27 protein-coding genes are annotated in these 24198 nt (G+C 73.3%); 11 read left to right on the top strand and 16 right to left on the bottom strand.

All coding sequences use genetic code 11. From position 1 onward, the window contains the following. Positions 1-2: 2 nt before the first annotated feature. Positions 3-356, bottom strand: a complete 354-nt coding sequence (locus tag ACFP2E_RS03290) for a DUF6504 family protein (protein WP_378521302.1) — start codon at positions 354-356, stop codon at positions 3-5. Positions 357-615: 259 nt separating this feature from the next. Continuing rightward, positions 616-1119: a hypothetical protein gene (locus tag ACFP2E_RS03285; protein ID WP_378521303.1), complete on the bottom strand. Its 504-nt coding sequence runs from the start codon at positions 1117-1119 to the stop codon at positions 616-618. 34 nt (positions 1120-1153) lie between these two features. Between ACFP2E_RS03285 and ACFP2E_RS03280 the strand changes: the two genes are divergently transcribed. Genes ACFP2E_RS03280 through ACFP2E_RS03265 form a run of 4 tightly spaced genes read left to right on the top strand, consistent with a single transcriptional unit; the run spans position 1154 to position 3870 of the window. Then, positions 1154-1663 (top strand): YbaK/EbsC family protein, encoded by a 510-nt coding sequence (locus ACFP2E_RS03280; protein ID WP_378521304.1) that lies wholly within the window; start codon positions 1154-1156, stop codon positions 1661-1663. 7 nt (positions 1664-1670) lie between these two features. Then, the gene (locus ACFP2E_RS03275) at positions 1671-2030 is read left to right on the top strand and encodes an ArsC/Spx/MgsR family protein (protein ID WP_378521305.1); all 360 of its coding nucleotides are present in this window, start codon (positions 1671-1673) and stop codon (positions 2028-2030) included. Between the two features lie 14 nt (positions 2031-2044). Then, a complete protein-coding gene (locus ACFP2E_RS03270) occupies positions 2045-3397 on the top strand; it encodes a phytoene desaturase family protein (RefSeq protein WP_378521306.1) in 1353 nt (450 codons plus the stop codon). Next, positions 3394-3870: an MOSC domain-containing protein gene (locus tag ACFP2E_RS03265; protein ID WP_378521307.1), complete on the top strand. Its 477-nt coding sequence runs from the start codon at positions 3394-3396 to the stop codon at positions 3868-3870. Before ACFP2E_RS03270 ends, ACFP2E_RS03265 begins: the two co-directional genes overlap by 4 nt. On the opposite strand, the gene ACFP2E_RS03260 is transcribed toward ACFP2E_RS03265, so the two are convergent. Next, the gene (locus ACFP2E_RS03260; protein WP_378521308.1) at positions 3845-4453 is read right to left on the bottom strand and encodes an SIMPL domain-containing protein; all 609 of its coding nucleotides are present in this window, start codon (positions 4451-4453) and stop codon (positions 3845-3847) included. The two genes, ACFP2E_RS03265 and ACFP2E_RS03260, sit on opposite strands and share 26 nt — an antisense overlap. A gap of 27 nt (positions 4454-4480) precedes the next feature. Further along, complete coding sequence (gene metF, locus ACFP2E_RS03255) at positions 4481-5368, bottom strand: methylenetetrahydrofolate reductase [NAD(P)H] (protein WP_378521309.1); 888 nt, start codon at positions 5366-5368, stop codon at positions 4481-4483. A gap of 103 nt (positions 5369-5471) precedes the next feature. Here metF and ACFP2E_RS03250 point away from each other — a divergent pair, with 103 nt between their 5' ends. Then, positions 5472-6545 carry a polyprenyl synthetase family protein gene (locus tag ACFP2E_RS03250; RefSeq protein WP_378521310.1) on the top strand — a complete coding sequence of 358 codons (1074 nt, stop codon included), beginning with the start codon at positions 5472-5474 and terminating at the stop codon, positions 6543-6545. Between the two features lie 56 nt (positions 6546-6601). On the opposite strand, the gene ACFP2E_RS03245 is transcribed toward ACFP2E_RS03250, so the two are convergent. Continuing rightward, positions 6602-7036 carry a barstar family protein gene (locus tag ACFP2E_RS03245; protein ID WP_378521311.1) on the bottom strand — a complete coding sequence of 145 codons (435 nt, stop codon included), beginning with the start codon at positions 7034-7036 and terminating at the stop codon, positions 6602-6604. A gap of 75 nt (positions 7037-7111) precedes the next feature. After that, a complete protein-coding gene (locus ACFP2E_RS03240; RefSeq protein ID WP_378521312.1) occupies positions 7112-7483 on the bottom strand; it encodes an Rv2175c family DNA-binding protein in 372 nt (123 codons plus the stop codon). Between the two features lie 155 nt (positions 7484-7638). Here ACFP2E_RS03240 and pknB point away from each other — a divergent pair, with 155 nt between their 5' ends. The 5 genes from pknB (at position 7639) to ACFP2E_RS03215 (ending at position 13364) form a co-directional block, all read left to right on the top strand. Next, complete coding sequence (pknB, locus tag ACFP2E_RS03235) at positions 7639-9723, top strand: Stk1 family PASTA domain-containing Ser/Thr kinase (RefSeq protein ID WP_378521313.1); 2085 nt, start codon at positions 7639-7641, stop codon at positions 9721-9723. Between the two features lie 73 nt (positions 9724-9796). After that, positions 9797-10708, top strand: a complete 912-nt coding sequence (locus ACFP2E_RS03230; protein ID WP_378521314.1) for a deoxyribonuclease IV — start codon at positions 9797-9799, stop codon at positions 10706-10708. After that, positions 10705-11598, top strand: coding sequence for a DMT family transporter (locus ACFP2E_RS03225; protein ID WP_378521315.1), 894 nt, complete (start codon positions 10705-10707; stop codon positions 11596-11598). Before ACFP2E_RS03230 ends, ACFP2E_RS03225 begins: the two co-directional genes overlap by 4 nt. Before the next feature lie 114 nt (positions 11599-11712). Beyond that, positions 11713-12750 carry a 3-deoxy-7-phosphoheptulonate synthase gene (gene aroF / locus ACFP2E_RS03220; protein ID WP_378521316.1) on the top strand — a complete coding sequence of 346 codons (1038 nt, stop codon included), beginning with the start codon at positions 11713-11715 and terminating at the stop codon, positions 12748-12750. 68 nt (positions 12751-12818) lie between these two features. Next, complete coding sequence (locus ACFP2E_RS03215; protein ID WP_378521317.1) at positions 12819-13364, top strand: cupin domain-containing protein; 546 nt, start codon at positions 12819-12821, stop codon at positions 13362-13364. A 7-nt stretch (positions 13365-13371) separates the two neighbouring features. Here ACFP2E_RS03215 and ACFP2E_RS03210 read toward each other — a convergent pair whose 3' ends face one another. After that, entirely contained in the window at positions 13372-13647 is a 276-nt protein-coding gene (locus ACFP2E_RS03210) for a hypothetical protein (RefSeq protein ID WP_378521318.1), read from the bottom strand. Further along, the gene (locus tag ACFP2E_RS03205) at positions 13640-14128 is read right to left on the bottom strand and encodes a DUF5994 family protein (RefSeq protein ID WP_378521319.1); all 489 of its coding nucleotides are present in this window, start codon (positions 14126-14128) and stop codon (positions 13640-13642) included. The genes ACFP2E_RS03210 and ACFP2E_RS03205 overlap by 8 nt, the downstream gene beginning before the upstream one ends. Before the next feature lie 212 nt (positions 14129-14340). Between ACFP2E_RS03205 and ACFP2E_RS03200 the strand changes: the two genes are divergently transcribed. After that, positions 14341-14559 carry a hypothetical protein gene (locus ACFP2E_RS03200; RefSeq protein WP_378521320.1) on the top strand — a complete coding sequence of 73 codons (219 nt, stop codon included), beginning with the start codon at positions 14341-14343 and terminating at the stop codon, positions 14557-14559. 29 nt (positions 14560-14588) lie between these two features. Here the strand turns inward: ACFP2E_RS03200 and ACFP2E_RS03195 are convergent, their stop codons facing one another. The 8 genes from ACFP2E_RS03195 to ACFP2E_RS03160 all read right to left on the bottom strand — a co-directional run bounded on the left by ACFP2E_RS03195 (position 14589) and on the right by ACFP2E_RS03160 (position 23852). After that, positions 14589-15653 carry an SPFH domain-containing protein gene (locus ACFP2E_RS03195; RefSeq protein ID WP_378521321.1) on the bottom strand — a complete coding sequence of 355 codons (1065 nt, stop codon included), beginning with the start codon at positions 15651-15653 and terminating at the stop codon, positions 14589-14591. Positions 15654-15658: 5 nt separating this feature from the next. Then, positions 15659-16117, bottom strand: coding sequence for an NfeD family protein (locus tag ACFP2E_RS03190; RefSeq protein WP_378521322.1), 459 nt, complete (start codon positions 16115-16117; stop codon positions 15659-15661). Between the two features lie 94 nt (positions 16118-16211). After that, positions 16212-17204: a threonine aldolase family protein gene (locus ACFP2E_RS03185; RefSeq protein ID WP_378521323.1), complete on the bottom strand. Its 993-nt coding sequence runs from the start codon at positions 17202-17204 to the stop codon at positions 16212-16214. Positions 17205-17226: 22 nt separating this feature from the next. Further along, positions 17227-18561, bottom strand: coding sequence for a class II 3-deoxy-7-phosphoheptulonate synthase (locus tag ACFP2E_RS03180; RefSeq protein ID WP_378521324.1), 1335 nt, complete (start codon positions 18559-18561; stop codon positions 17227-17229). An 80-nt stretch (positions 18562-18641) separates the two neighbouring features. After that, positions 18642-20633, bottom strand: coding sequence for a delta-60 repeat domain-containing protein (locus ACFP2E_RS03175; RefSeq protein ID WP_378521325.1), 1992 nt, complete (start codon positions 20631-20633; stop codon positions 18642-18644). A gap of 67 nt (positions 20634-20700) precedes the next feature. Beyond that, the gene (locus tag ACFP2E_RS03170; RefSeq protein ID WP_378521326.1) at positions 20701-21183 is read right to left on the bottom strand and encodes a hypothetical protein; all 483 of its coding nucleotides are present in this window, start codon (positions 21181-21183) and stop codon (positions 20701-20703) included. A gap of 196 nt (positions 21184-21379) precedes the next feature. Then, the gene (locus ACFP2E_RS03165) at positions 21380-22798 is read right to left on the bottom strand and encodes an APC family permease (RefSeq protein WP_378521327.1); all 1419 of its coding nucleotides are present in this window, start codon (positions 22796-22798) and stop codon (positions 21380-21382) included. 25 nt (positions 22799-22823) lie between these two features. Continuing rightward, positions 22824-23852, bottom strand: coding sequence for a 6-phosphofructokinase (locus tag ACFP2E_RS03160; protein WP_378521328.1), 1029 nt, complete (start codon positions 23850-23852; stop codon positions 22824-22826). Between the last annotated feature and the right edge of the window lie 346 nt (positions 23853-24198).

Raw genomic sequence — 24198 nt, 5'->3', positions numbered from 1 at the left:
CCTCAGTCCGCGCAGCCGACGAGCTGCCAGCGGCCGTCGTTCCAGTCGAAGGAGAGGTCGAAGACACCGGCCCCGTCGGCAGTGGCGGCCACCCCGCGGCCCGCCTCGACCCGCCACAGCTCCCGCTCGGCGAGCAGGTCGGCCGAGCTCCGGGCGGTCTCCTCGCCCCGGTCCACGTCGTCGGCACCCAGCACCCGGGTCACGCCCGGGGACTGCCACCACGGGCCGGTCTCCACCCAGTGGGCCAGCACCGCCCGGACCTTCCACAGCCCTCCGCGCCACAGGAACTGCTCGGGACCCTCGATCCCGGTCACCCAGCCCTTGCGCACCTCCACGGGGTCGTCGTACCGCCTCACGTCACGCTCCTCGCCTCGCACCGTCGACCCCTGGCTCCCGACCCCGGCCCGGCCCCGCCACGCCCGAGAAGGGGTGGCGGGGCCCTCCGGCGGAGGCGGGGGTCGAGGTCGCCCCCGCCGGAGGTCTGTCGAACAACTGTTCGAACACCGTCCACGGTACACCCGTCCGCCGACACGACGTCAAGACCCGCCCTCCGGATGTGGAGGACGGGTCTCGGGGACCTTCTCGTGGAAGCGGTGCCGGGCTGCCGGCGGGCGCTCAGGCCTGCTGGTCGTCGGCCTCGTGGGCGAGGTCGGCGCCGCGCATGAACTGGGACGTGTCGCGGTGCCAGAGGAACCACAGCAGCAGCACGTCGAGCACCGCGGCGACCGCGGCGACCGCCACGAAGACCGCGGGCGGGTCCTGCCGCACCATCCCGGCCATCGCCAGGAGCACGAAGAGGGCGAGGCCGGTGAGCGACCACCGCGCCGAGGGGTGCCCGCCACGGAAGAACACCAGCAGCATCACGGCCAGCAGCGCGAAGGTGAAGAACGAGACCACCGCGACCGGGGCGAACATGGGCAGCGCGATGGTGCTGTCGTGGAGCGCCTCGAGACCGCCCTCCTCCAGGATCACCCGGGCATTCGGGTTGGACGCGGCCCAGGCGCGCAGCAGCTCGTCGCGCTCGACGACGGCGAGCACCGCCACCACCCCGCTCACCACGACGAGCGCCAGCTGCGTCCGGATCGCACTGGTCACCGATGCCGGCACCTGCCGCCCCATCCGGGTCCCCTCTCTTCTTCGCTAATCTCGGCCCATGCCGACCGATCAGCCGACTGGGCAGCCGACTGGGCAGCCGACCGAGCACGCCTCCATCACCCGGTTCCGCGAGGAGCACGCCCGTCGCGGAGGCACCGGCGAGATCGTCATTCTGCCGGAGTCGGTGCACACCGCGGCACTCGCCGCCGAGGCGCTCGGCTGCGAGGTCGGTGCCATCGCCAACAGCCTGCTCTTCGACGACCACGGCTCCCCCGTGCTGATCCTCACCTCCGGCGCCCACCGGGTCGACACCGCGAAGACCGCCGAGGCCGTCGGCGCGGGCCGGCTGGCCCGCGCCAAGCCCGAGTTCGTGCGCGCCCACACGGGCCAGGTCATCGGCGGCGTCTCCCCCATCGGCCATCCGGTGCCGGTGCCGACGTACATCGACGCCTGGCTGCAGAAGTACGACGTGGTGTGGGCCGCCGCGGGCCACCCCGCCGCGGTCTTCTCGACCACCTACGACGAGCTCGTGGCGATGACCGGCGCCACCACCATCGACGTCGAGTGACCCGGCCGTGACCGTGGAGATCTGGCTCAACCCTGCCTGCAGCAAGTGCCGCACCGCCGTCGCCGAGCTCGACGCGGCCGGGGTCGGCTACACCGTCCGCCGCTACCTCGACGACCCGCCGACGGCCGAGGAGGTCGCCACGGTCGTCGACCGGCTCGGCCTCGAGCCGTGGGACCTGGCCCGGCCCCGGGAGGCGCGCGAGGCCGGCATCGACCTGCCGCGCGACCCGGCGCACCGGGCCGACTGGTGCGCGGCGCTGGCGGCGCACCCGCGGGCGATCCAGCGGCCGGTGATCACGGCCGCCGACGGCACCACCGTCGTGGGACGGGACCCCGCGTCGCTCGCGCGCGTCATCGGTTCGGCCTGAGGCAGGGCGGACCGGTGGCACGCGTGGTGGTGGTCGGCGGCGGCTTCGCCGGCATGGCGGTGGCGGCCCGGCTGGCGAAGCTGCGCCACGAGGTGACCCTGCTGGAGCGCGCCCCGGTGCTGGGTGGCGCCCTGGCGCCCGAGGCCGAGGACGGCTTCTCGTGGGACGCCAGCGCCACGTCGATGCTGCTGCCCGCCGTGGTCCGCGACCTGTTCCGCAAGTCCGGCCGGCCCGTCGAGCGCGAGCTCGAGCTGGTGCCGCTGCCGTTCCTGCGGGAGCACCGTTTCGAGGACGGCTCATCGGTACGGGTGCCCGGCGGCTCGCGGGCCGCGCAGCTCACGGCCTTCGACGAGCTGGGACCCGGGCTCGGACAGCGGTGGGCCGACCACGTCGCGGCCTACGCCGACGACTGGGAGGTGCTGCGCCGCAACTACCTCGAGGTCCCCTGGGAACCGGAGCGGCCGTCCCCGCCGCTGGCGGCGGTGCTCGGGAGCCGCGAGACGCTGCGCCGCCGACTGCGGCGCGACTTCCGCGACGAGCGGCTCCGGCTGGTCGCCGGGCACCGGTTCGTCGCCGAGGGCCACGACCTGCGTGACGTCCCGGCCTGGCTGGGGGTCCACTCCTACGTCGAGCAGCGCTTCGGCGGCTGGACGGTCGAGGGCGGCATGGGCCGGCTGGCCGGGGCACTGGCCGACCGGCTCGCCACCCGCCGCGTCACGGTGCACACCGGCACCCCGGTCCGCGACCTGGTGGTCCGCGAAGGCCGCGTGGTGGCGGTCGCCACCGGTGACGGCTCGGCGGAGGACACGGTGGACGCGGACGTCGTGGTGGTGGCGACCGACCCGCGCCGGCTGCCCGCGCTGGCGCCGCACGTCGCCCGCACCACGCCGGCCATCCCTCCGGTGGTCTGCCACGTCGGGCTGAAGGGCCCGCTGCCCGACCTGGGTCCGGAGACGGTGCTGCACGGCGACCCCATGCTCGTGGTGCGCACCGGCGGCCGCGTGCCACAGGGGAACGAGTCGGGTGACCTGTCCGCGTGGACCGTGCACGGCCGCGGCAGGCTGGCCGAGGACGTCCTGGTGGCGCTCGCCCGCCGCGGCATCGACCTGCGCGACCGGGTCGTGGTGCGCGTGGACCGCTCCCCCCGCGAGCTCGTCGAGCGCTGGGGCGGCTCGCCGATGGGCCTGCAGTGGCAGGGCCGCGGCACGGTCCGGCACCGGCTAGGGCCCACCACGCCGATCCCGGGGGTCTACGCCGCCGGCGCCCACGCCACTCCGGGCGGCGGGCTTCCGTTCGTCGGGCTGTCGGCGGCGCTGGTGGCCCAGTCCGTGGGTCCCGCCGACGGCCGGGCGGGCGACCCGGCGTGACCTCCGACGACGACGCTCCCCACACCCCGGTGGTCACCGCGCTGCGGACCGCCCCGGGTCGCCGGCTGCCGATGCGCGCCCACGACGAGGTGGTCGTCGAGACCGGACGCGGCATCGTGGGCGACCGCTACCACGGCGCGCGGCACCGGCAGGTGACCGTGCAGTCGCAGGAGCGGCTCGACGAGGCCGCCGCGGCGCTGGGCCACCCGGTGCCACCGGAGGGCACCCGCCGCAACGTCACGATCTCCCACGGCGACGTGCCCAGCGCGCCCGGCAGCCGGATCACCGTGGGCGAGGTCGAGCTCGAGGTGGTCCGGGTCGCGGCGCCCTGCCGGATCCTGGACGACGAGATCGCCCCGGGCGCGGCCGCGGCGCTGCGGCGGCGCGGCGGCTCCGTCTGCCGGGTGCTGGCCGGCGGCCGGATCCGGGTGGGCGACCCGGTGGTGGTCAGACCAGCTGGAACGTCACCGTGACGGTGGCCGACACCGACGTCTGACCCGGCTCGAAGCCGACGTCGGCGCGGCGGGACGCGGCCACGGCCACCTCGCCCCCGTCGACGACGTGGGGGCCGCCGCCCTCGCTCACCGACTGCACCTCGCCCACGCTCGCGCCGGCGAGGCCCGCGAGCTGCTCGGCACGGGCCAGGGCGTCGGCCCAGGCCGCCTCGCGCGCGGACGCGAGCGCCTCGGTCCGGTCGGCGACGTCGAGCCCGACCGACTCCACCTGGATCCGGTCCCCGGTCTCCTTCGCCAGGCTGGCGACGAGCTCGCCGGCGGCGGTGAGGTCGTCGCAGCCGATGGCCAGCGAGTGCCGGGCCTCGAAGCCCGACGGCATGCCGTCGTAGTCGTGGGAGGGCCACACCGAGAGGCCCTGCGAGCCGATCCGCGCCGCGTCGGTGAAGCGGCGCGCGACCTCGCCGATCGCCTCGACGGTGGACGAGACCCCGGCCAGCGCGGCGGTGACGCCGTCGGCGCGGTGGGTGGCGGCCACCCGGACCAGCGCCGAGTCGGGGGCGACCGAGGCGCTGCCGGTGCCGGTGACGGTGAGCGTCCGCATGCCGGCACGGTATCCCGCGGCAGGACCCTAGGCGGTGATCCGCAACGCCTCGAAGATCTCCAGCGTGGCGCGCGAGCGGTTCAGCGTGTAGAAGTGCAGCCCCGGCGCGCCGCCCGCGAGCAGCGCCTCGCACAGCTCGGTGGCGATGCCGACCCCGATCCGCCGGACCTCGGCGGGCTCGGTGACGCCGTCGAACCGGGCCATCAGGTCGTCGGGCAGCTCGGCGCCGGACAGCTCGGCCATCCGGCGCACCGACTTGAGGTTGGTGATCGGCATGATCCCGGGCAGGACCGGGATGTCGCAGCCGAGCGACCGCACCCGGTCGACCAGCGCGAAGTAGTCCTCGGGGCGGTAGAAGAGCTGGGTCACGGCGAACTCGGCGCCCGCCCGGGCCTTGTCGACGAGGACCTGCGCGTCGTGCTCGCGGGACAGCGCGGACGGGTGGGCCTCCGGGAAGGCCGCGACGCCCACGGAGAAGTCGCCGGTCTCCTTGACCAGCTCCACCAGCTCGCGGGCGTAGGTCAGGCCGCCCTCGGTCGGCGTCCACGGGGCCCGCGGCCCCTCCTTCGGGTCGCCGCGCAGCGCCAGGATGTTGCGCACGCCCGCGTCGCGGTAGGAGCGGAGGATGTCGACGAGCTCCTCGCGGGTGTGCCCCACGCAGGTGAGGTGCCCCATCGCCCGCAGCGAGGTCTCCCGGGCGATCCGGCCGGTGATCTGGACCGTCGTGTCACGGGTCGTCCCGCCGGCGCCGTACGTCACCGAGACGAACGTCGGCGCGTACGGCTCGAGGTCGCGGATCGCCTGCCACAGCTGCTCCACGCCCGCCTCGTCGCGCGGCGGCATGAACTCGAAGGAGATGGATCGCTCCCCCTCGCGGATCAGCTCGCCGATGCTGAGACCCCGTCCATCGACCATGCCGGCAGTGTAGGGAGCCCGGTCCAGCCCACCTGTCGTTGTCCACCCAGCGGCCGCCCACCCAGCGGCCGGCCGGTGTGGCGGCATGGCCTAGCCTCGTGGGGTGACGAGCTGGGACGCTGCCGCCTTCCGCGCGAGCATCCAGGAGACGCTCGACGCCTTCCTCGACGAGATGACCGACCGGCTCGAGCCGCTGGGTCCCGACGCGGCGCGGCTGCTCGGTGCGGCGCGACGCTCGGTCTCCGGCGGCAAGCGCTTCCGCGCCGCCTTCTGCTGGTGGGGCTACCGCGCCGTGCAGCCCGACCCGGTCTCCGAGGCCGACGAGAAGGCGCTGCTGCGCGCCTGTGCCGCGCTGGAGCTGCTGCACGCGTCCGCGCTGGTGCACGACGACTTCATGGACGCCTCGGACACCCGCCGCGGCCGGCCGGCCGTCCACCGCGCCTTCGAGGCCGAGCACCGCGGCGACGACTGGCGGGGCGACCCCGAGCAGTACGGCGCCGCCGCGGCGATCCTGCTCGGCGACCTGCTGCTGAGCTGGGCCGACGAGCTGCTGCGGCGCTGCGGCCTGCCGCTGGAGCGGGTCTCGGCCGCCCTCGACGTCTTCGACCTGTGCCGCAGCGAGGTCATCGCGGGCCAGTTCCTCGACGTGTCGGCGCAGGCGCGCGGGCACGCCGACGTGGACACCGCGATGACCGTGCTGCGCTACAAGTCGGCGAAGTACTCCATCGAGCGGCCGCTCCACGTCGGCGCCGCCCTGGCCGGGGCCGACGCAGACCTGCTGGCCGAGCTGTCGGCGTTCGGGCTGCCGCTCGGCGAGGCGTTCCAGCTGCGCGACGACCTGCTCGGCGTCTTCGGCGACGCCGCGACCACCGGCAAGCCCGCGGGCGACGACCTCGTCGAGGGCAAGCGGACCGTCCTCGTCGCGCTGGCCCTCGACGGTGCGCCGGAGGAGGAGGCCACGCTGCTCGACCGCGCGCTCGGCACCCGCCTGTCGCCGGCCGAGGTGGCCCGGCTGCGCGAGGTCATCGACGACTCGGGCGCCCACGGGCAGGTCGAGGCCGTCATCCGCGAGCTCGGCGACCTGGCGCTGGCCGCGCTGGACCGCGCTGCCGTCGACGAGGGGGCGCGCGCCGTGCTGCGCGACCTCGCCGCGGCGGCGACGGACCGGGTGGTCTGACCGGCTGGTCGATCCGGCTGGTCGATCCGGCTGGTCGATCCGGCTGGTCGATCCGGCTAGTCGATGCTGCCGATGCCCGGCACGTCCGGGCCCTCGCCCCGCATCAGCACCACCAGCGGGCCGCCGCGGTCGGCGTTGACCCGGCTGCCGAGCGCCGACAGGGCCACCGAGAAGGCCTGCTCGTCGGCGCGGGCGAACGGGCTCCAGCTGTCCCAGAGCAGCACCGTGCCCTCGCGGTCCGAGGGCACCACGTCACCGAGGTGGTCGGCCAGCGAGTCGAAGTCGTGGCGGTACTCGTCGGAGAAGCCGAAGGACTTGCCGATCCCCGTGAGGAACTCCTCGGCCGTCTCCTCCTCGTGCCCGTCGAGGTAGACGAACCGCCATCCGGCGTGCTCGACCGTGTGCTGCACGTCCGCGACGCCGAAGCCGCTGTGCCAACGGAAGATGCCAGGCTCGTGCCGCTTGGCCAGCAGTGCCGCCAGTCCGCTCATGGTGATCCTCTCGGTCGGTTCTCGGTAGGTGCTGCTCCTGCCCTGTCGAGTCCGCTCCTGCCGGGTGGCGACCCGTCAGAGGCTCATCGCCTGCGCCCGCCGCTTGACCTCGGACCCCCGGTTCTCCCGAAGCGCGTCGATCGGGCGGCCGGGGAGGTCGTCGTCGGTGAAGAGCCAGGCGATGCACTCACGATCGTCGTACCCCCCGTCGTGCAGGACCGTCAACAGTCCGGGCAGACCCTTGACGACGAGTCCGTCCTGGATGAACGCCGCGGGGACCTTCGGGCCGCCGCCCGGGACGGGTACGGCGGCGGCGAGCTCGTGGTCGCGGATCATGGTGCGGACCTTGGCGGGGGTCACGCCGAGGAGGGCGCCGACCTCGGTCCAGTCGAGCCACTCGGGCACGAGGACGGACAGGTCTGCGTCGGCGAGGCGTGGGGTGGTCATGGCCCCAGTTTCCCACCCCTCGCGGGCCCGGAGAAACCGCCGCCCGGACAGGTCCCGCGCCACGCCGGGCCGGGCCGGGGCCCGGCCGGGCCGCCCGGACTCCGTACCATGAGGCGACCGGATCCCTTCCCCAGTCCGGTTGCAGGAGGGTCGTCGTGCAGCCAGATCGGCACGCCCGCGCGGGCGAGAGCGCCGGTCTCAGCGACCCCATGACCGGCCGCGTCCTCGACGGCCGCTACCAAGTCGGGCCGCGAGTCGCGCGCGGAGGCATGGCCAGCGTCTACGAGGCCACCGACCTCCGGCTGCAGCGGACCGTCGCGGTCAAGGTGATGCACCCCGGGCTCGGCGACCCGGTCCTGGGCGACGACGAGTTCGCCGCTCGGTTCGTCCGCGAAGCCCGCGCCGCCGCCGGCCTCTCCCACCCCAACATCGTGGCCGTCTACGACCAGGGCGACGACGACGGCACCGTCTTCCTCGCCATGGAGTACGTCCCGGGGCACACCCTGCGCGACGTGATCCGCAAGGAGGCCCCGCTGGCGCCGGCGCGGGCGGTCGCCCTGCTCGAGCCGGTGCTGTCGGCGCTCGCCCTGGCCCACCGCCACGGCCTCGTCCACCGCGACATCAAGCCCGAGAACGTCCTCATCGCGACCGACCCCTCCTCCGGAGCGACCCGGGTCAAGGTGGCCGACTTCGGGCTCGCCAAGGCCGTCAGCGCCGACACCCAGCACACCGCCACCGGCGGCGTGCTGATCGGCACCGTCAGCTACCTCGCGCCCGAGCTGGTCGTGCAGAGCCGCTCCGACGCGCGCGCCGACGTGTACGCCGTGGGCGTGGTGCTCTTCGAGCTGCTCACCGGCAGCAAGCCCCACGAGGGCGAGTCCCCGATCCAGGTGGCCTACAAGCACGTCCACGAGGACGTCCCGGCGCCGTCGACGCTGGCCCCCGGCATCCCCGGCTACGTCGACGCCCTGGTCGCCCGGGCCACCGCGCGGGACACCGCGCAGCGGCCCGCCGACGCCGGCGTGCTGCTCCACCAGCTGCACCGGGTCGCCCAGGCCCTCGCGGCCGGCGTCGTCGAGGACGAGGACCTCGAGGCGGACCTCGCCCCACGACGGCCCGTCCCCTCCGACGACCCCGAGGACACCCGGGCGGACCCCTTCGACACCGACGAGCTCGCCACCGTGGTCGCGCCCGCGGCAGCGGCCGCGGCCGTCGGCGGGGCGCACGGCACGGCCGCCGCGGACCACGAGCCCACCACGACCCTCGGGCGCGCCGAGCCCGCACCGCTCCCCGACGAGACCGGCACGCGCACGGTGGCGGCGCCCGTCGCTCGCCCGCGCCGGCCCCGCCGGTCGAAGCGCGGCCCGATCATGCTGGTCCTGGCGCTGCTGCTGGCCACCGCCGCGGGCGCGGGCGCCTGGTGGTTCGGCTGGGCGCGCTACACCGCCACGCCCGCCGTGCTCGGGCTCGGCAAGGTCGCGGCCGTCGAGAAGCTCGAGGAGGCCGGTCTGGTCGCCGAGCTGGGCGAGCGGCAGTACTCCGAGACCGTCCCGGCCGGCAAGGTGCTCGCCACCGACCCCGCCACCGGCGAGCGGGTCCTCGACGGCGGCACCGTCACCGTCGTGCTGTCGCTCGGCAAGGAGCGCTACGACGTCCCGAAGCTGCGCGGCCTGAGCGAGGACGAGGCGCAGGACGCCCTGCAGGAGACCAACCTGGCGTTCGGGGAGTCCACCGGCGCGTGGTCGGAGAAGGTCCCCGAGGGGCAGGTCATCGCCAGCGAGCCCGCCGCCGGCACCACGCTGCGGCCGGGCGCCATCGTCGACCTCGTCGTCAGCAAGGGCCCGAAGCCGATCAGGGTCCGCGACTGGACCGGCAAGGACGGCGACCGGGCCGAGCAGGCGCTCACCGGGTCCGGCCTCGACGTCACCCGCGACACCGCCTACTCCGACTCCGTCCCGGAGGGCGACGTCATCTCGCAGGACCCCTCCGGCGGCACCACGCTCTACAGGGGCGACGACGTCCGGCTCGTGGTCTCGCTGGGCCCGGAGCTCGTCGAAGTGCCCAGCGGGCTGCGCGGCTCGGGCGTCGACGCGGCCCGGCAGCGGCTGGAGGACCTCGGCTTCGACGTGAAGGTCGAGCGCAGCGACAACTACTTCGGCCTCGGCTACGTGTTCAGCCACAGCCCGAAGGCCGGCGAGATGGTCCCGCGCGGCAGCACGATCACGCTCTACCTGATCTGACCCGCGAGCTGCCACCAGTTCACCCCGCAGACCCCCCGAGCTGCCACCAGCTCTCCGGACCTAGGGTTCTCCCGTGCCGCTCGACCCCGCCCTCCGCAACCCCGTCGGCACGCACGTGCAGGTGGGCAAGGGCCTCGTCGCCGGGGCGCTCCGGTCGGCCGAGGAGCTCGGCTGCGAGACCTTCCAGGTCTTCGCCGGCAACCCGCGCGGCTGGGCGCACTCCGCGGGCGACCCGAAGCAGGACGCCGCCTTCCGCGACGCCATCGGCGAGCGCGGCACCCGCGTCTTCATCCACGCGCCCTACCTCGTCAACCTCGGCTCCCCCACTCCCGCCACCTACGAGAAGTCCGTCGCCTCGGTGGCGCACAACCTCAAGCGGGCGGCCGAGATCGGCGCCGAGGGCGTCGTGGTGCACACCGGCTCCTTCGTCGACCCCACCGACAGCGACGAGCGGTACGCCGCGGCGATGCGCCAGGTCCGCGAGGGGCTGCTCCCGCTGCTCGACCTCGTCGCGGACGACGACGCGCCGTGGCTGCTGCTCGAGCCCACAGCCGGGCAGGGGCGCTCGCTGTGCGCGGGCGTCGACGACCTCACGGCGTACCTCGCGGCGCTGGACGACCACCCCAAGGCCGGCATCTGCCTCGACACCTGCCACGTCTTCGCCGCCGGCGCGCCGCTGGACGAGGCGGGCGGCGCCGCGGCGACGCTCGACCGGGTGGTCGAGGTCGGCGGGCCGGGGCGGCTCCGGCTGGTGCACGCCAACGACTCGATGGACGTCCGTGGCGCCTTCAAGGACCGGCACCAGAAGCTCGGCGAGGGCCACATCGGCACTGCCGCGTTCGCCGAGCTGCTGGCGCACCCGGCCACCGAGGGCGTGCCGTTCGTCCTGGAGACGCCCGGCTCCCGGGACGCCGACGACCCGGGCATCCCGCTGCTGAAGCGGCTCCGCGACGAGGCCGCCGCGGCGACCGGGGACGCGCCGTGACCGAGTCGCGGCGCACCACGCTGCTCGCCACCGCGGCGCTGCTCGCGGTCACCGCCATGTGGGGCAGCACCTTCTTCCTCATCAAGGACCTGCTCGACCGGGTGCCGACGCTGGACTTCCTGGCGGTCCGCTTCGCCATCGCCGCCGTGCTGCTGGTCGCGGTCGCGCCGGGCGCGCTGGCCCGGCTCTCCGCAGAGTCGCGGCGGCACGCGCTGGTGCTGGGGCTGCTCTACGGCCTCGCGCAGATCCTCCAGACGGCCGGCCTCGCCCACACGCCCGCCAGCGTCTCCGGCTTCATCACCGGGATGTACGTCGTCGCGACGCCGCTGTTCGCGGCCGTGCTGCTGCGGACCCGGATCACCCGGATGACCTGGGGCGCCGTCGCCCTGGCGACCGCAGGGCTGGCGGTGCTGACCCTCGAGGGCTTCAGCGTCGGCTACGGCGAGGCGATCACGCTGGTCGCCGCGCTGCTCTACGCGCTGCACATCGTCGGCCTCGGCGCGTGGTCGCGGCCGCAGGAGGCGCTGGGCATGGCCATCGTGCAGATCATCGTGATCGCGGTGGTCTGCCTGGTCGCGACCGCGCCGGACGGCCTGGTCCTCCCCGAGAACGCACGGGACTGGCTCTCGGTCGTCTACATGGCGGCGTTCGCCGGGGCCTTTGCGATGGTGGCGCAGACCTGGGCGCAGGCCCACCTGCCGGCGACCCGGGCGGCGATCATCATGAGCATGGAGCCGGTCTTCGCGGCGTTCTTCGCGGTGCTCCTCGGCGGCGAGGACACGACGCTGCGGATGCTCGGCGGCGGCGCGATGGTGCTGACGGCGATGCTGGTCGTGGAGCTCGTCCCCCGCCGGAAGGTGGAGGTCGAGGTTCCGCACATTGCGGTCTGATCTCACTTCCGGGAACGAGACCTTTCCGTGACCGGGACCGCCTAGCGTCGCGTGCCACGCCGCCTGAGTGCCGCCAGAGTGCGCCGACGTGAGGGAGCCCCCATGGTCGTGGTCATGTCCCCCGATGCCACCGACGAGCAGATCGCACATGTCGTCGAACGGGTCGAGAGCGTCGGCGGCGAGGCGTTCGTCAGCAAGGGCGTGGTGCGCACGATCATCGGCCTCGTCGGCGACATCGACTCCTTCCACCACCTGAACCTGCGGACGCTGCCGGGCGTCGCCGACGTCCACCGGATCTCCGATCCCTACAAGCTGGTGAGCCGGCAGCACCACCCCGAGCGCTCCACGGTGTGGGTGGGGCCGGCCGGCCACCAGGTGCCGATCGGGCCGGACACCTTCACGCTCATCGCCGGACCGTGCGCCGTCGAGTCCGCCGAGCAGACGCTCGCGGCCGCGCGGATGGCGCAGCTCGCCGGCGCCACCATCCTGCGCGGCGGGGCCTTCAAGCCGCGCACCTCGCCGTACGCCTTCCAGGGGCTCGGCCTCGAGGGGCTGCGCATCCTCGCCGACGTACGCCGCGCCACGGGGCTGCCGGTCGTCACCGAGGTCGTCGACGCCCGCGACGTCGAGGTCGTGGCCGAGCACGCCGACATGCTCCAGGTCGGCACCCGCAACATGGCGAACTTCGGGCTGCTGCAGGCCGTCGGGCAGGCCGGGAAGCCGGTGCTGCTCAAGCGCGGGATGACGGCGACCGTCGAGGAGTGGCTGATGGCGGCCGAGTACATCGCCCAGCGCGGCAACCTCGACGTCGTCCTGTGCGAGCGGGGCATCCGCACCTTCGAGCCCGCGACCCGCAACACCCTCGACATCTCGGCGGTGCCGGTGGTGCAGGCGACCAGCCACCTGCCGATCATCGTCGACCCCTCGCACGCCGCCGGCCGCAAGGACCTCGTGGTCCCGCTGTCGCGGGCGGCGATCGCGGTGGGTGCCGACGGCGTGATCGTGGACGTCCACCCCGACCCCGAGCAGGCCCTCTGCGACGGGCCGCAGGCGCTCGAGGGGACGACGCTGCGCGAGCTCGCCGCCGCCGTGCGCCGACTCCCCGCAATGGTCGACCGGGTCGACTCGGCCGACCGGGTGCGGGTGGGCTAGCGACGGAGGAGAATGGGCCCCGAGGAGTCGCTCGGGCGACCGGTTGCCGGACCCGAGGGAGGCACACGATGCTCGAGCCCGGGACCGTGCTGGACATCGGCGACCACACCGTGCAGGTGCTCGAGACGCCCCGCGAGACCGGGGACCGGTACCGGCTCCGCATCGAGGCCGAACCCGGCGGGCCGGGCATCCGGGGCAGCTTCCCCCACCGTCATCCCGTCCTCGTGGAGACCTTCACCTGCGTCCGCGGCCAGGTGGTCACCCGGATCGGGCGGAGGGTCGACACGCTCCCCGTGGGCGGACGGGTCGAGGTTCCGACGGGAGCCACCCACGGCTTCCTGAACACCGGCGACGAGGCCGCACTGGTCGACTCCGAGGTCGTCTTCGTCCTCGGCTACCGGCCGGAGGACGACCTCATGGACTTCGCGGCCACCTACGACCGGATGCGTCGCCGAGGACCGGTCGGCGCCCGCACGGGCGAGCCGCCGCTGCTGCAGCTGGCCGCGCTCACCCACGCCTACCGCCGGGTGATGAGGCCGCCACCTCCTGCGGGCTTGCTGGTCGGTCCTCTGGCCGGCGTCGCCCGCCTCCTCGGCACGCCTCGCCCCGGGTGAGCAGCGGTCACGTGCCGCGACGGATGGCGAACAGGGACCGGTACAGCGACAGCTCGTCCCGCATCCGGTAGGGCACGGGAACCCCCAGGTGCTCGAGCGCCCCGGCGTAGAGCTCCAGCGCATGCCAGAGGTCGCGCTGCTCCCCGGCGCCAGAAGGCGCCGTGGGGGTCGACCTGGCCCCGCGTGCCTGGTCGACCCGCTGGCGCGCCTCCGTGACCGACTCGCGGAGGGCCGACAGGCCCCGCGACCTGTCGGGACGTCGCGTCGTGGGCACGTCAGCCATGCGGATCCTCGTCATCCCACCTCGACGAGAGAGCACCTGGGTCCTCGACGAGGGCCCCTGCCGCCGCGGCCTCCAGCACGGCCGCGGCCTCGACGGGGTCGGCGTCGCAGGCGATCACCGTCAGCCGGAGCCGCTGGCCGGTGGCCAGCATCGCCACCATCAGCCGGGTGTCGTCGCTCGGGAACGAGCCGACCTTCACGAACCCCCTTCGCGCCAGGATCCGGCGCGCTCCGCGGCCGTCGACGAGCGCGTCGTCCCAGTCGGGACGCGAGAACAGCAGCCGGCTGACGTGCCCGGCCTCCACGGGGAAGTTGTCCACCAGGTCCGCCGCCTCGGTCCGGAGGTCGCGTGACTGCGGCCACCAGGCGCCGTCGGGCCCGGACGCCTCGAGCGCCGGGGGTCGCAGACCCAGCCTCAGGGGCACACGCTCGGAGACCGGAACCGTGTCGTCGGGGGTGCGGGTGGTCGGTGACGTCGACATGACGTCCGCCCTTCAGGTCTGCCCCGCAGCTCGGCGAGCTGGCTCGGCAGCATGGTTGCCTCGACCCTACCGCCAGCTGCAACCACGGCCTTCAGCGAGACGGGGCCATGGGGACGCGGTCGCGTCGCGGGCAAGGATTCGCCGGATGGCGAATGGCGCTGCGCCGGCTCGCGACCGAGTCTGGACGGGGGTCGAGAGCGAGAGGAACCGCCATGAGAACTCGTCAGCCGCTGGCTGTCCTGCTGGTCTCGGGAGTCGTCGCCGCACTTGTCCACGCCACGGCCGGGCTCGCGACGGGGTCCCCCGACCCCGCGCCGGGCGACACCCGGCCGTGCTTCATCCAGCCGCCGCGCTGGAACGAGGGCGACGGGCCGCTGCCGCGCTGCGAGGTCGGCGTGCCGACCCGGACCTTCGTCGCCCCCTCCAGCTGACCGCTCCGGCTGACTGCTCCGGCTGACGGTCAGACCTGCTTGCGGGCCTCCTGCGCCTCGGCCCTCGCCTCGTCGGCCGCCGCGCGGGCGGTCTCCGCGGCCCGGGCCGCCTCGGCCTCGATCGCCTGCGGCCGCGGCGGCGGTGCGATCACGCCGTTCGAGCCGGCGCCCGGGCCGGTCTCCTGCTCGGCGGTGACCGACGTGCCCATCCCGGCGGGCCGGGAGGCGCCCTCGTCGCCGGCGAAGGCCGAGGTCACGGTCCTGACCGCCTCGGTGAGCTCGCCGGGGATGACGAACCAGCCGTTGCCGTTCTCGGCAAGGCGCGGAAGCATCTCGAGGTACTTGTAGGCCAGCACCTTCGGGTCGGCGTCGTTCGCGTGGACCGACTGGAAGACCCGCTCCAGCGCCTTCGCCTCGCCGTCGGCCTCGAGGATCATCGCCTGCTGCTTGCCCTCGGCCTCGAGGATCAGCTTGTTGCGGGTGCCCTCCGCGGTGAGGATCAGCGACTGCCGCTCGCCCTCGGCGTGGAGGATCACCGCACGCTTGTCGCGCTCGGCACGCATCTGCTTCTCCATCGCCTCCTTGATGCTGGTGGGCGGGTCGATGGCCTTGATCTCCACGCGGTTGACCCGGATGCCCCACTTGCCGGTGGCCTCGTCGAGCACCTCCCGAAGCCTGGTGTTGATGGTCTCGCGGGACGTCAGCGTGCTCTCGAGGTCCAGCGAGCCGATCAGGTTGCGCAGCGTGGTGACGGTCAGCTGGTCGATGGCCTGCAGGTAGTTGGCCACCTCGTACGCCGCCGCCCGCGGGTCGGTGATCTGGTAGTAGAGGACGGTGTCGATCGCGACCACCAGGTTGTCCTCGGTGATCACGGGCTTGGGGTCGGAGGAGTAGACGTGCTCGCGCACGTCGAGCTTGGTGTTGACCCGGTCGACCAGCGGGATGATCAGGTTGAGGCCCGGCTGGAGCGTCTTGTGGTACCGCCCGAACCTCTCGATGTTGTACCGCCTGGCCTGCGGGACGATGCGGATCGCCGACGCCATCACGAAGGCGATGAGTCCGGCGACGACGGCGAGAACCACCAACAGATCCATCGTGCTCAGCCCTCCTCCTGCCGGGTCTCCGGCAGCGGGTCGCGCGGATGGACGAGCGCGGTCGCGCCCTCGATCTCGAACACGTCCACGTGGATCCCGGCCGGGATGACCAGGTCCTCGTCGTACGCCCGCGCCGACCAGTCCTCCCCCGCGATGTGGACCAGGCCGCCGTCGGCGGTGACCTCACGGGTGACGAGGCCCGTCTTGCCGACGAGGGCGTAGCTGCCCTCGCGCGACAGGGGCGGCAGGGCGAGGTGTCGTCTCGCGATCGGCCGGACCCCCGCCAGGCCGACCCCGCCGGTGACGGCGAACGCGAGGAGCTGGATCGGGACCGACGCCCCGAGGGCTCCCGCGACCGCGGCGGCGAGCGCGGCGCCCGCGAGCAGTCCGAGCACCAGGGTGAGCGTGAAGAACTCGGCAGCCCCGAGCAGGACCGCCAACGTCAACCACAACAACCACCACATGGAACCATCCATCCGCTGGGGATGTGATTCCACTGTACTGACCGGTCGCCCGTTTTCGAGTCCCCGGAAATGGGGCCGCGGCCGGCCCGTGCAGTCAGAGGGAGCCGAGGATCTTCGCGGCCCGGTCGGCGTCGGCCCCGCTCACGTCGAGGTGGGTGACCAGCCGGACGGCGGCGGGGCCCACGGCCGCCACGAGGACACCCGCCTCGCGGGCCGCGGCGACGTACGCCGGGGGGTCGTCGTGCGGGACGACCACGATGTTGGTGTCGACCGAGGCCGGGTCGACGCGGCAGGCCTCGGCGAGCAGCCGGGCGTGGGCGTGGTCCTCGGCGAGCCGCTCGACGTGGTGGTCGAGCGCGTGCAGCCCGGCCGCGGCGAGGATGCCGACCTGCCGCATGCCGCCACCCATCCGCTTGCGCCAGACCCGCGCCTCGGCGATCGCGTCGGCCGGTCCGACCATCAGCGAGCCGACCGGGGCGCCGAGCCCCTTCGAGAGGCAGACGGCGAGGACGTCGGCGACGGCGCCGTAGTCGTGCAGCGGCACCCCCGTCGCGACGTGCGCGTTCCAGATCCGGGCACCGTCGAGGTGCACGGCCACCCCGACGGAGTCGCCGTACTGCCGCAACGCCTGGAGGTCCTCGATCGGCTGCACCGCGCCGCCGGCGAAGTTGTGGGTGTTCTCGACGGAGATCGCCGCCGTCGGCACGAAGAACGGGCCCATGTCGGGCGCGAACAGCTGCTTGATGATCGGGAGGTCGACCTGGCCGCGCTCCCCCACCCACGTGCGCATCGTGATGCCGGAGTAGGCGCCGTGGGCGCCGAGCTCCGCACGTGCGATGTGGGCGCTGGCGTCGCAGAGCACCTCCTGCCCGGGCGCGACCAGCGACCGGACCGCGAGCACGTTGGCCATGGACCCGGTCGGCGTGAACAGCGCGGCCTCGTGGCCGAACAGCCCGGCCACCCGCTCCTCGAGCAGCCGAACCGTCGGGTCCTCCGAGTAGACGTCGTCGCCCACCTCGGCGCGCGCCATCGCGGCGCGCATCGCCTCGGTCGGGCGCGTCAGCGTGTCGCTGCGCAGGTCGATCACGGCCGTCGTCCCCCGGACCGGCTCAGGCCTCGCGCAGCATCTGCGCCACGAGGAAGGCCAGCTCCAGCGACTGCACCCGGTTGAGCCGCGGGTCGCACACCGACTCGTAGCGATGGGCCAGGTCGATCTCGGCGAGGTCCTCGCCGCCGCCGACGCACTCCGTCACGTCGTCACCGGTCAGCTCGACATGGATGCCGCCCGGCCAGGTGCCGAGCGAGCGGTGCACGTCGAAGAAGCCCTGCACCTCCTCGATGACGTCGTCGAAGCGTCGGGTCTTGTAGCCCGACGACGCCTCGAACGTGTTGCCGTGCATCGGGTCGCAGACCCAGGCCACCTCGACACCGGCCGCGGTGACCTTCTCGATCAGCGGCGGCAGGCCGTCACGGATCTTCCCCGCGCCGAAGCGGGTGATGAAGGTGAGCCGGCCGGGCTCGTTCTCCGGGTTGAGCTTGGCCGCGAGCGCCAGGGCGTCGTCGGGCGTCGTCGACGGGCCGAGCTTCACGCCGATGGGGTTCTTGATGTGGCTCAGCAGCTCCACGTGCGCCCCGTCGAGCTGGCGGGTCCGCTCCCCGATCCACACGAAGTGGCCGGAGACGTCGTACGGGTCGTTGGTGCGGGAGTCGATGCGGGTCATCGCGTGCTCGTACTCCAGCACCAGCGCCTCGTGGCTGCTGTGGAAGTCGACCCGGTGGAACTCGTCGGGGTCGGCGCCGATCGCCTTCATGAAGGTCAGCGCACGGTCGATGTCGTTGGCGACCGCCTCGTAGCGCTGGCCGGCGGCCGACTCGCGCACGAAGTCGGTGTTCCACGCGTGCACCTGGCGCAGGTCGGCGTAGCCACCGGTGACGAAGGCACGCACGAGGTTCAGCGTGGCGGCGGACGCGTGGTACACGTCCACGAGTCGCTGCGGGTCGGGGACCCGGGCGGCCTCGGTGAAGTCGAAGCCGTTGACCGCGTCGCCGCGGTACGCCGGCAGGGTGACGCCCTCGCGGGTCTCGTTGTCGGAGGAGCGGGGCTTGGCGTACTGACCGGCGATCCGGCCGACCTTCACGACCGGCACGGACGCGGCGTACGTCAGCACGACCGCCATCTGCAGCAGCACCCGCAGCTTGTTGCGGACGTTGTCGGCGGTGACGCCGGCGAAGGTCTCGGCGCAGTCGCCGCCCTGGAGCAGGAACGCCTCGCCGCGGCTGACCGCGGCGATCTTGGCCTTCAGCTCGTCGCACTCACCAGCGAAGACCAGCGGCGGAAACGTCCGGAGCTTGGCGACCGCGTCGTCGACGGCGGTGCGGTCCGGGTACGACGGCTGCTGGGCCGGTCCGAGCGCGTGCAGGGATGACAGGTCGGGAATGCTCACCGGACCAGCGTACGGCGGACGGGGCCGCGGCCCCGACTCGGCGCCGGGGCGTGGACGCCGCCCTGCTCGGCCCCTCCCGCTCAGCCGCCGAAGGAGAACAACCCCGTGGTGTTCCACGCCACGCCGTCGACCCGGCGGCCCCCCATCACGGTGGGCGAGCCGGTGGGCCTGCCGTCGAACGGGACCCGCCACAGCTTGCCGCGCGCCGCGTAGACCAGCTGGCCGGAGCCCAGGGTCATGCCACGGACCCGCGCCCAGGGCACCCCGTCACCGGTGCTCGCGACGTACAGGTTGGCGCCGACGATCCCGCTCTCCGGGGTGAACCCGCGGAAGTAGAGGCGCCCCTCGCCGGCGACCGTGTAGTAGAGCCGGCCCTCGTGGAAGAACATGCCGGAGGCGTTCGCCAGGTGGTCGGCGAAGCCGGGGATCGGCGTCTTCGTCCCGGGGATCTTGAACCGCTTGGGCGGCGCGACCTCCAGCCCGTGCAGGTCCAGCGCGCTCGTGGGACCGACCGTCGTGCCGTCGAAGTCCCGGACCGTGAGGGTGCCGTCGCTCCAGCCGGTGTACAGCCGGTCGTGGGCGACGAAGGCGCCGCGGGCCTGACTCCAGTCCACGCCGGTGGGCACCACGCTCCCGGCGCCGGGGCCGTCCGGGTCCCAGGGCCGGCGCAACAGGTCGCCGGTCGCGGGGTCCATGTCGTAGAGGTCCGCCGTGATGGGAACAGGGACGTGCGGCGGCACGTCCACGCCACCCGCGGTCGGGAAGAAGCCGAGCTTGCGGTGGACCTCGCCGCCGAGCACGTCGGTGTCGCTGCCGACCCACAGCCCCTCGGGCGTCGTGAAGAAGCCGTTGACGCCGTAGCCGCGGGACCGCCCCGGGTCCCAGCTGAACGGCAGCCCGTTCAGCGGGTCAAGCGCCGCGATCCCCTGCCGGTCCACGCCGCCGGGCCCCGGGCCCGGGCACACGCCGCAGGCCAGCGCGATGTACGGGTTGTTCATCCACTGCTGGTGCCCGCCGACGTAGACCGCCTCACCGGTCACGGCCACTGCGGTGAGCGAGTCGCCGCCGCTCCAGTTCGCCCAGGTGGGGTGCAGCGAGGCGCCGCGATCGCCGGTCTCCCAGCGGGTGACGGTGTCGCAGAGCCGCTCGGGGCGGTTGGCGCCGGTCGTGGCCACCACGAAATAGCTGCTGTCCGGGGAGAAGTCGACGTCGCGCATGTACCCGTCGAACGAGGTCGAGCACCAGCTGGCCCCCGCCTTGTCGGGGTTCCAGACCGGGAAGACGTCGGTCTTCCAGCCGTCGACGACGGACGCCGTGGGGCCACCGACGTCGAGCATCGCGATCTGGACCCGCTCGAGGCCGGCCACCTGCCCGAAGTTGCCGACGGCCACGAGGGTGGACCCGTCCGGGGACACGTCGAGGCCGCGGATGCCCATGCCGCCGCGGGGCGGGTCGGTGAAGGGGATGTCGAGTCCCGGGTCCACGGCCCCCGTCGCATCCAGCCGCACGAGCCCGGACCTGGCGACGTCGTTGACCGTGGAGAACTTGCCGCCGACGTAGATCCGGTCTCCGCGGACGGCGACCTCCTGCGCCAGCGAGTCTGCGTGCGCGGTGAAGCCCCGGTCCACCTCACCGGTGGCGGCGTCGATGATCGCGATCCGGCGCTTGAGCACGCCGTCGACCCTGCGGAAGCCGCCCACGAGAACCACCGAGCTGCCGTCGGGGGCGACTGCGAGGTCCTCGACGCGGCCGTTGAGCGGGACGACGAAGTCGTCGCGGACCGCGCCGGTCCGGGTGTCGACCGCGAAGAGGTGGCGGCGGTCGATCACCTGGGCCGAGCCGGCGTCCTGCACCTGGGTGAAGTCCCCGCCGACGATGGCCGTGTCGCCCACCTGCACGATCGCGTTGACCTGCCCGTCGAGGACGTGTGGCGTCCAGTCGACCGGGTCGTCGCTCACGACGACCTCGTGGGGGGGCGTCATCGCCCCTGCGGTCCACGGTGTCGAGGCGACGAGGCAGGCGGCCACCACCCCGATCAGCAGCGAGAGGCGGCGGCGTCGGGCGGTGGGCATCGTAGGCATCTCCCAGAGGTTCCGGACCGGTGCCGGCCGGTGGCCGGCACCGGTTCACGTCGCTGCGTCAGTAGCCGGCGCAGCCGGTGACCCAGAAGGTCTTGTACTTGGTGTCCTTGCCGATGGAGCCGGGCGCCCTGACCTTGAGCTTCACGTGGTAGCCCTGGTTCGGGTGGGCCCAGAACGGCTTGAGTGCGTCAGCGAGGTTGTACTCGTTCTCGGCGTCCAGGTCGGTACCGCCGCCGGCCGCGTCCTCGCCGATGAAGACCGAGTCGGTGAGCAGCACCTGCGGCTTGCCGCTCGGCGGGTGGACGGTGAACCGGACCGTGGCGTAGTAGTCCCCCATCTCGTAGTTGTAGAAGTCGACCTCGAAGGTGCAGCCGACGTGCGGCTCGTTGTCGGGGTGCTGGTCGAACGGGATGTCGTCGATCTTGATGACACCGTTGTTGCCCGGGGGCCTGGCCGAGGACTCGACGCCGGCGGCGAGGACCAGCCCCGGGATGGCCATCGCGGCGGCCGCGAGTCCCCAGGACCTGGAGTTCAGCTTCATCGTCTCGTTCCCTTCGCGGAGTGATGTGGCGCGGGATGGGGCGGTCCCACACCCACCGTGCCCAGATCGCCCCCTGCCCCGAATCGCCCACGTGGGCCACGTCGCGGCGAGATCGGCAGGCGTCTACCCCACCGCGGGGATGCCCCGGCCGGGCCCGGCTCGGTAGCGTCGGACCTTCGGCCCCGGGAAGGGCGGCTCAGCCGCCGAGGTGGTCGACGTCGCTGAAGCCGGTGCGCTTCGCCCGGGCGCCGCGGTTGGTCAGCCAGGTGACCGCCCAGAGCACGACGCCCAGCAGCAGCAGCGCGCCGGCGATCTCGTAGACGATGGCGTCGCGGTCGACCCACGGGCCGACCAGGAACAGGCACGCGAGCGCCGCCACCGCCGGCAGCGGCCCGGGCGACCGGAAGAAGCCGGGCTCGTCGTCGCGACGGCGTACGACGAGGCAGGCGACGTTGACGACCGCGAAGACGCCCAGGAGCAGCAGCGCGGTGGTGCTGGCGAGGTTGAGCACGATTCTGCTCTCCGCCTGGCTGGCGACGTAGGCGATGAGGGCCAGCGCGAGCAGCGTGGTGAACACGACCGAGACCCAGGGGGCCCGGCTGCGCGGCGCGACCCGCCCCAGCACCCGGGGCAGCACATCCTGCCGCGCCAGCCCGTAGAGCAGCCGCGACGCCATGAGCATGTTGATGAGCGCGGTGTTGGCGACCGCGAAGACCGCGAGGAACGGGAAGACCTTGTCGATCGGGAAGTCCGGCGCGCCCGCGCTGACGACCTCGAGCAGCGCCCGGCCCTCGGCCTTGTCGATCTCCGCGAGCTCGCCGGGGGTCAGCACCGTCACGACCGAGATCGCGACCAGCACGTAGATCACCACGGCGATGCCGAGGCCTGTGAGCATCGTGCGCGGGAAGATCCGCTCCGGCTCCTTGCACTCCTCGACCATGTTGACCGAGTCCTCGAAGCCGACCATCGCGAAGAACGCCACAGCGGTCGCTGCCGTGACGGCGAGGAAGAGGCCCTTCTCCTCCGGGGAGGTGAAGGTGACGACGCGGCTCAGGTCGCCGTCGCCGCGGGCCATCACCCAGAAGCCGACGCCGATGACGATCGCCAGCGCCGTCATCTCCACGAGCGTGAGGACGACGTTGAACTTCACGCTCTCCCCCACTCCGCGCAGGTTGATGAGCGCGAGCAGCACCATGAACGCCATCGCGACCGCGGTGGCGCCGGTCGTGCCGAGGCCGGTCTCCCAGCCGACGTTGTCCAGCCCCGCCAGCAGGTTCTGGGCGAGGACGTTGGACGACGTGGACGCGCTGGTGATGCCGGAGCAGATCACCGCGAACGCCACGAGGAACGTGACGAAGTGGATCCCGAACGCCTTGTGGACGTAGAGCGCGGCGCCGGCGGCCTGGGGGTACTTGGTGACGAGCTCGAGGTAGCTCAGCGCGGTGAGCGCCGCCACCGCGAAGGCGACCACGAACGGCACCCACACGATGCCGCCCACCAGGCCGGCCATCTCGCCGGTGACGGCGTAGACCCCCGCGCCGAGGATGTCGCCAACGATGAAGAGCAGCAGGAGCCGCGGGCCCATGACCCGCTTGAGCGACGGCTGCTCGTCCATCCGACCTCCCCCGGGTCCTCCGACGTCAGCCGAAGAAGACCTGCGCCTCGGCGTACTCCTCGGGGCTCACCGTCTTGAGCTCGCCGGTCCCCTCGATGAGCGGGACCCGCGCGATGTTGGTGCCGCGCAGCGCCATCATCTTGCCGAAGTCGCCCTCGGCGACCGCGTCGATCGCGTTGAGGCCGAAACGGGTCGCGAGCCAGCGGTCGAACGCCGTGGGCGTGCCGCCGCGCTGGATGTGGCCGAGCACGACCGCGCGCGCCTCCTTGCCGGTGCGCTGCTCGATCTCGCTGGCCAGCCGGTCGCCGATGCCGCCGAGGCGGACGTGGCCGAACGCGTCCTTCTCCCCCGTCCGCAGCGTCATGTCGCCACCCTCCTTGGGGACGGCGCCCTCGGCCACGACGACGATCGGGGCGTACCGGGTCTTGAAGCGGTTCTCGACGTGCGCGCAGAGCGCGTCGATGTCGAACGGCTGCTCGGGGATCAGCACCGCACTGGCGCCGCCGGCGATGCCCGAGTGGAGCGCGATCCAGCCGGCGTGGCGGCCCATCACCTCGACGACGAGGACGCGGTGGTGCGACTCGGCGGTGGTGTGGAGCCGGTCGATCGCCTCGGTCGCGATGTTGACCGCGGTGTCGAAGCCGAACGTGAAGTCGGTGCCCGACAGGTCGTTGTCGATGGTCTTCGGCACGCCGACGACGTCGACGCCGAGGTCGGCGAGCTTGGTGGCGACGCCGAGCGTGTCCTCGCCGCCGATCGCGACGAGGGCGTCGACGCCGTCGTTGGCGAGGTTCTCCTTGATCTTCTCCACGCCGCCGTCGATCTTGAACGGGTTGGTGCGGGAGGAGCCGAGGATGGTGCCTCCGCGCGGGAGGATGCCGCGGCACTGCTCGATGCCGAGCTCCATCGTCAGGCCCTCGAGCGGACCCTGCCAGCCGTTGCGGTAGCCGACGAAGTCGAACCCGTGCTCGCGCACCCCCTTGCGGACCACGGCTCGGATGACGGCGTTGAGACCAGGGCAGTCCCCGCCTCCGGTGAGAACTCCGACGCGCACGGCGTTGCCTCCTGTGTCCTTGGATCGTTCACGCGGCCGCTTCGACCCTAGCGGTGGGCGGCTGGTGCGGGAAGCGGCGTGTCTCATGGGCGCGGGCGGGGTCGTCCATGAACGTGGGCGCTCATCCACAGATGTGCGCCCACCCCTTGTGCCTGTCGGCGGCACCACCTAGAATCGAACACATGTTCGACGGGGGAAGTGCTCAGGGCAGCGGGGCCGGTGTGATGTCTCAAGACATGGGTGACAGTTCTGCATCAGGGGATCGGTGACACTTGATGTATCAGGACTTCGGTGACGGTTCGGGGTTCCTGGGTCGCGGTCCAGGGGGTCGGCCGTTGCCGATGTA

The sequence above is a fragment of the Nocardioides sp. GCM10027114 genome, from assembly GCF_042659625.1.
Taxonomy (GTDB): domain Bacteria; phylum Actinomycetota; class Actinomycetes; order Propionibacteriales; family Nocardioidaceae; genus Nocardioides.
This window is presented reverse-complemented; position numbering and strand designations above follow the sequence as displayed.

Bases quoted from the DNA above. Each gene is read 5' to 3' on its own strand.
- ACFP2E_RS03285 (WP_378521303.1), bottom strand. From the start codon at position 1,119: ATGGGGCGGCAGGTGCCGGCATCGGTGACCAGTGCGATCCGGACGCAG.
- ACFP2E_RS03280 (WP_378521304.1), top strand. From the start codon at position 1,154: ATGCCGACCGATCAGCCGACTGGGCAGCCGACTGGGCAGCCGACCGAG.
- ACFP2E_RS03260 (WP_378521308.1), bottom strand. From the start codon at position 4,453: ATGCGGACGCTCACCGTCACCGGCACCGGCAGCGCCTCGGTCGCCCCC.
- metF (WP_378521309.1), bottom strand. From the start codon at position 5,368: ATGGTCGATGGACGGGGTCTCAGCATCGGCGAGCTGATCCGCGAGGGG.
- ACFP2E_RS03245 (WP_378521311.1), bottom strand. From the start codon at position 7,036: ATGAGCGGACTGGCGGCACTGCTGGCCAAGCGGCACGAGCCTGGCATC.
- ACFP2E_RS03240 (WP_378521312.1), bottom strand. From the start codon at position 7,483: ATGACCACCCCACGCCTCGCCGACGCAGACCTGTCCGTCCTCGTGCCC.
- aroF (WP_378521316.1), top strand. From the start codon at position 11,713: ATGTCCCCCGATGCCACCGACGAGCAGATCGCACATGTCGTCGAACGG.
- ACFP2E_RS03215 (WP_378521317.1), top strand. From the start codon at position 12,819: ATGCTCGAGCCCGGGACCGTGCTGGACATCGGCGACCACACCGTGCAG.
- ACFP2E_RS03210 (WP_378521318.1), bottom strand. From the start codon at position 13,647: ATGGCTGACGTGCCCACGACGCGACGTCCCGACAGGTCGCGGGGCCTG.
- ACFP2E_RS03205 (WP_378521319.1), bottom strand. From the start codon at position 14,128: ATGTCGACGTCACCGACCACCCGCACCCCCGACGACACGGTTCCGGTC.
- ACFP2E_RS03200 (WP_378521320.1), top strand. From the start codon at position 14,341: ATGAGAACTCGTCAGCCGCTGGCTGTCCTGCTGGTCTCGGGAGTCGTC.
- ACFP2E_RS03195 (WP_378521321.1), bottom strand. From the start codon at position 15,653: ATGGATCTGTTGGTGGTTCTCGCCGTCGTCGCCGGACTCATCGCCTTC.
- ACFP2E_RS03190 (WP_378521322.1), bottom strand. From the start codon at position 16,117: ATGTGGTGGTTGTTGTGGTTGACGTTGGCGGTCCTGCTCGGGGCTGCC.
- ACFP2E_RS03175 (WP_378521325.1), bottom strand. From the start codon at position 20,633: ATGCCCACCGCCCGACGCCGCCGCCTCTCGCTGCTGATCGGGGTGGTG.
- ACFP2E_RS03170 (WP_378521326.1), bottom strand. From the start codon at position 21,183: ATGAAGCTGAACTCCAGGTCCTGGGGACTCGCGGCCGCCGCGATGGCC.
- ACFP2E_RS03165 (WP_378521327.1), bottom strand. From the start codon at position 22,798: ATGGACGAGCAGCCGTCGCTCAAGCGGGTCATGGGCCCGCGGCTCCTG.